Source organism: Protofrankia sp. CiP1_Cm_nod2, assembly GCF_920664355.1.
GTDB lineage: Bacteria > Actinomycetota > Actinomycetes > Frankiales > Frankiaceae > Protofrankia.
The window spans coordinates 1-4,861 of sequence record NZ_CAKKTL010000323.1; the positions used below are offsets into that span (position 1 = coordinate 1).

Genomic DNA, 4,861 nt, shown 5'->3' on the forward strand with positions numbered 1-4,861 from the left:
TCGGCGGGCAGCCGGCCGCCGCCGGCGCGGTGGCGCGCGCACGCCTCGGTGGTCACGACGAAGGCCGGCGGCACCGGCGCACCGAGCGCGAGCATGCGCTGGATGCCCCACGCCTTGCCGCCCAGCAGCGCGCGGCCGCCGTCGAGGCCGGGGACGAGCGGGCGCACCGCGGTGGTGATCGTGATCATCCGGTCGTGGCCTCCTCGCTCACCCGGTCGCGTCCGGTCGCGCCGTAGAGCTCCTCGTGCAGCTCGTGGAAGACGGTGTGATAGCTGTCGACCATCGGATGCGTCAGGAAGCGCCGGTCGCCGCCGCGCAGCCGGACGAGCGCCACCTCCAGCCGGCCGGGGTAGCGGCCCAGCCGGGGGATGACGCCGGCCGCCCGCAGCGCGAGACGGCCCACGTCACCGTGCAGCGCCTCGACCCGGGCGATCACCGCGGCGTCGTACGCCGTGTCGGAGTGGTCGTTGGGCTCCTCACCGCGCAGCTGCCAGTCCCGCAGGATGGCCTTCAGCGCGTGGTCGTGCGCGCTGAACTCCTCCCAGACCAGGTCGAGCGCGGCCATGTCCAGGCCCGCGCGCTCGACGGCCAGCGCCGCCCGCAGCGCGTCGCGCCCGCCGGGCATGATCCGGTAGCGGCCACGGCACTCCTGGACGTGCCCGGCCGTGACAAGCGCCGCGAGCGCGCGGCGCACGGCGGTCTCGTCGCCGCCGGTCAGCCAGATCACCGTGGACGCGTCCGCCAGCCCGCCTTTCAGCCGCACCGCCTGCAACACCGCGAGATCCATCAGGCCACCTCCTCGGATGCGACTCCGGCCCGCTCGGATGAGGCCGCGGCCAGGCCTCGCGGGCTCGTTCCCGGCCCGCCCGCTCCCGGCCCGCCCGTTCGGCTGTCCACCGGCTCGGGGGCGATCCGCACACCGGCTTCGACCAGCGCCCGGCGCACCTGCCGCGGGCTTTCGTACCGGACGTCGACCATCCCCAGGTCACGCGCGGGCACGAGGTTCTCGGGGAAGTCGTCGACGAAGACCACCTCCCGCGGCCCGTGGCCGAGCATCTCCAGGAGCCTGCGGTAGATCGCGGGATCGGGCTTGCGCAGCCCCAGCTCCGACGAGTCGCCGTAGACGTCGATCGCGCCCGCGGGCAGCAGCGCGTGCAGCCAGTCACGCCGCTCGGCGAAGATGTTCGTCAGCAGCGCGGTCCGGTAGCCGGCCGCCCTGACCTCGACGACCAGCGCGGCCATCTCGGGCCGGACGTTGTCGCCCATGCACGCCCACAGCATCGCGTCCAGACGCTGTGCCGGGACGTCGACACGGTGTTTCTCGGCGATCGCCGCGGAGCACCGGCGGTAGAACTCGGCGATCGGCATGCGCCCCGTCTCGCAGCGGGCGAACAGCTCGCCGCCGCGGACGAAGGACATCACCGTGCCGGTGGGCAGGCCGTACTCGGCGTCGACCTTCTCGAACTCTCCGACGGGACTCGGGCACAGGACCCCGCCCACGTCGAAGACGACCGCCCCGATCATGCCTTGCGGGGCGGCGAGCCCGCGTGGACGAACTGCGCGCCACGGAACACGTCCACCTTGTGGATGTAGCCGTTCTGGGTGAACAGCGGGAACTCCCGCCCCTCGGGATCAACGAAGATCGCGTAGTAGTCCTGCATCGTGGCGGCCCAGTTGGGGGCGTCCGGCCCGACCTCGGACTCCTGCATGGCAACCGCGACCCGCCCCGTCGGACGCACCAGGTCACCGGCGATGCGGTGCCCGTTGGAGAACTCGAGCTCGTAGTGCTTCGGGCAGGCGGTCGCCTCCTTGTGATAGACACCGCCCACGCAGGGGACGAGCGTGCCCGCGTCCGACCACCAGCCGGCGACCGGCATGGGAGCCGGTTCCGGCAGCTCGTGGCTGCGCAGCGCGATGACCGAGAAGACGCTGTCGTCCGGCAGGATCGCCGATACGAGGTCCCAGCCGGTGTTCCACATCAGCTGGGTCTTGCGCCGGCCCCAGCCGCGGTCGCGCCAGCCGAAGCCGGAGAACGCGAGCTCCGGCCCGCCGCGCCAGCGCATCGTCCCGCTGGCCGTGATGACCTGCTCGGTGTGGCGGTAGACCTGCCCGCTCTCCCCGGTGGCGTAGTAGCCCCTGAACATGGTGTCCCACAGGGGCGCGAGGTGCTTCCCCCGCAGCGTCAGGTCGAACTCGGCCTCGTCGAGGCTGCCGGCCCACCGCAGCTCGTGGTCGGAGTCCCAGGAGAGGTTGACCACCTCCAGCCGCGCGAGCTCGTTGCCGATCCGCCGGTCGTTGTGCGTCCCGTCGGTCCGCAGCACCTGGATGACCGATCTGTTGCCCTGCGCGACGCCGACGGCGCACCGGGTGTCAGGCGAGCGGTTGGCGCTGACCGTCATGTGCATGTTGATGTTCGCGTTGAGCGCGTCATCACGGACGGTGATAAAGAAGGTCTCCTTCCACGGTAAGGACTCGTCACCGAAGGGCTTGTGTAACAGCTCGTCCTCGGGGCGGGGCAGCCATTCCGCCGGGACGCCGCGGGACGGCAAGGCGGCCGCCCCGGTGGCTGTGCTGGTGGCTGTGCTGGTGGCCGTGGGAGTGCTCATGCGGTGCTCTCCAGTTCACTGTCACGGTTCGTGCTGTCACGGTTCGCGCCGTCACGGGCCGCACGGCCGGTCACGCCTTCCGCGGCCCGCTTGAGGATCTCCACCGTTCCCTTGTTGCCGTCGACCCGGACGCGGTCGCCGGTGCGCAGCACCCTGGTGCCGTTGCCCGTGCCGATGACGCACGGCACCCCGACCTCACGCGCGACCACGGCGGCGTGGCTGAGCAGGCCGCCGATGTCGACCACCAGGGCCGAGGAGAGGAACAGCACCGACGCCCAGCTCGGGTCGGTGGTCGCGCACACGAGCACCTCGTCGGGCTCGATGTCGCCGAACGTGGGGTCGTGGACCACGCGCACGAAGCCCTCGGCGGTCCCGCCGCTGGCACCGATGCCCGTGACGCTGCTCTCCGTGCCCGCCGGGGCCGCGGCCCCCGCCTCCCCCGTGCCCCTCGCGCCAGGCATGCCGGACGCGCCGGATGTGTCGGACGTGTCGGGCCTGTCGTCCGCGGATACCAGTGCGAAGGGCACGGGCCGGCCCTGCCAGTGCGTGGGGATGTCGTGACGCAGGAAGTCCGCGCGCTGCGCACGCCGCCGGGCGGCGATCTCCTTCGCCCCGGCGGGCAGCCCGTCGACGAGCTCGGAGACCTCGAACAGGAACACGTCCTCGGGATCGTCGAGACGCCCGTCCGCGGCCAGCAGCGCGCCCAGGCGCCGGGCGGCTCCGCGGGCGACGTCGAGAGCCTGCAGGTAGGCGGCCTTGGCGACGCCGCGCAGCGGGATCCGTGACACGGCCAGCTTCAGCACGAGCTTCGCTCCCGGCCGCCGCGCGGCAGGCAGCCCGGCCAGCAGCTCACGCTCGGCCCGCTCGCGCGCCCGGGCCCGCTCCGCGGCGGCCAGCGCCGGGTCCTGGGTGTCGTCGCGTTCGCCGTACTGCGCGGCGAGACGGAGCACCGGCGCGGGATCCTCACGCCAGACCCGCCCGGAGACCTCGCCCTCGCGCGGGCCATGGTAGCCGTGCCTGGTGAGGAAGGCGTCGAGCGTCAGCTCCCCGCGTCCCATCCGCCACAGGTCGAAGATGATGTCGGTCTCGGCGTGCGAGCCCTGGCCGGCGACGAGCGCGTTGGCCTGCGCGTGGTCCAGACCGGCCTTCTCGATGAGGGTGAGCAGCTGGTCGTAGACCGCCTGCACCCCGATGAACACGCCGCCGGCCTGCACCCGGATCATCTCCGTGAAGCGGTCCCGGCCCTCGGCCAGCGCGTGCCGGGCGCCGGCCTCGTCGAGGGTGTCGAACCGCGGTACCCAGGCCTGCCACCAGGCCTTCGTCGGCCCGGTCCGCGCGATCACGTCCCGGCGGACGGTGGCCAGCGCGTAGGGCATCCTGGCTGCGACGAACGGCAGGCGGCGCCTGGAGCGGGCCAACGGGATGCCCGCCGGGACCTCGCCGAGCAGCTGGCGCGCGATCGCGTCCGGCCCTGAGCCGGGCAGCAGCCCGCCCATCTCGCAGAAGAAGTTGACGTTCAGGGCGGCGCGGCCGTAGAAGACGGCGGCGACGGCGTCGTTGGGATCGTCCTGCACACGGACGTCACCGGACGCGAGCGCCCCCATGCGTGCGAAGCAGTCACGAACCCCGACGTCGACCGCGGGCCCCCATAGCGACCACCCCAGGGGTGTCGCCACGCCCGGGAGTGCCTCCCCCACGTTCGTCGTGCTCCAGAAGCGTTCAGGTCGTGACTGCGTGTGTAAAGGACCGCTCGGGTCCACGCTGATGCTCATGCGGATCCTCTCCTGCTCAGGCCTCCCGATCCGGCCCGGCTACGGACGACAGGGCGGCGGGGTGCCTATTCGCCGAGTGCAGCCAGCGTTAACAAACAAGTGTTTGTTGTCAAGAGCGGGCCCGCCAGGTGCGCACGAAACAGCCGATAGGCACCAAATAACACAAATGGATGAGAAAACCCGCAATATCATGATCAGGCAGTAGGACTGGACCAGCTTCCTCCCGGAAGGCCGGTACCCGGGAGCGGACGGCCGGAGACCGCACCTTCAACCGCTGCACGGCGCGCGCAACCGCGACACGACGCGTGTCCCCGCAGTGGCTTCAGCGCCTGGCTCGGGCAGATGAGGCGTGCTCCTCGTGACCGTGCTGGAGATCGGTCACCGGCTCGAGGTCTGCCAGGACCGTCCGTAGCCAGTCTCAGCGCCACTCCGACTACGACACGATGATCATGTAGGCCGGAACCTAACGATCCGCGGGGCTCG

The 4,861-nt window shown here is 71.9% G+C and carries 4 protein-coding genes and 1 pseudogene; all 5 read right to left on the reverse strand.

The genetic code is table 11. The annotated features are described in order from the left end of the window. A pseudogene (locus NBW84_RS22625) lies at positions 1 to 188 on the reverse strand (pyruvate, phosphate dikinase); the annotation flags it as partial. Continuing rightward, complete coding sequence (locus NBW84_RS22630) at positions 185 to 787, reverse strand: hypothetical protein (RefSeq protein WP_250287240.1); 603 nt, start codon at positions 785 to 787, stop codon at positions 185 to 187. The gene NBW84_RS22630 and the pseudogene NBW84_RS22625, both read right to left, overlap by 4 nt. Next, entirely contained in the window at positions 787 to 1,524 is a 738-nt protein-coding gene (locus tag NBW84_RS22635; RefSeq protein ID WP_250287242.1) for an HAD family hydrolase, read from the reverse strand. The genes NBW84_RS22630 and NBW84_RS22635 overlap by 1 nt, the downstream gene beginning before the upstream one ends. Then, positions 1,521 to 2,606, reverse strand: coding sequence for a hypothetical protein (locus tag NBW84_RS22640; protein ID WP_250287244.1), 1,086 nt, complete (start codon positions 2,604 to 2,606; stop codon positions 1,521 to 1,523). The genes NBW84_RS22635 and NBW84_RS22640 overlap by 4 nt, the downstream gene beginning before the upstream one ends. Beyond that, the gene (locus NBW84_RS22645) at positions 2,603 to 4,378 is read right to left on the reverse strand and encodes a PEP-utilizing enzyme (RefSeq protein ID WP_250287246.1); all 1,776 of its coding nucleotides are present in this window, start codon (positions 4,376 to 4,378) and stop codon (positions 2,603 to 2,605) included. The genes NBW84_RS22640 and NBW84_RS22645 overlap by 4 nt, the downstream gene beginning before the upstream one ends. Positions 4,379 to 4,861 lie beyond the last annotated feature (483 nt).

Bases quoted from the DNA above. Each gene is read 5' to 3' on its own strand.
- NBW84_RS22630 (WP_250287240.1), bottom strand. From the start codon at position 787: ATGGATCTCGCGGTGTTGCAGGCGGTGCGGCTGAAAGGCGGGCTGGCG.
- NBW84_RS22645 (WP_250287246.1), bottom strand. From the start codon at position 4,378: ATGAGCATCAGCGTGGACCCGAGCGGTCCTTTACACACGCAGTCACGA.
- NBW84_RS22640 (WP_250287244.1), bottom strand. From the start codon at position 2,606: ATGAGCACTCCCACGGCCACCAGCACAGCCACCAGCACAGCCACCGGG.
- NBW84_RS22635 (WP_250287242.1), bottom strand. From the start codon at position 1,524: ATGATCGGGGCGGTCGTCTTCGACGTGGGCGGGGTCCTGTGCCCGAGT.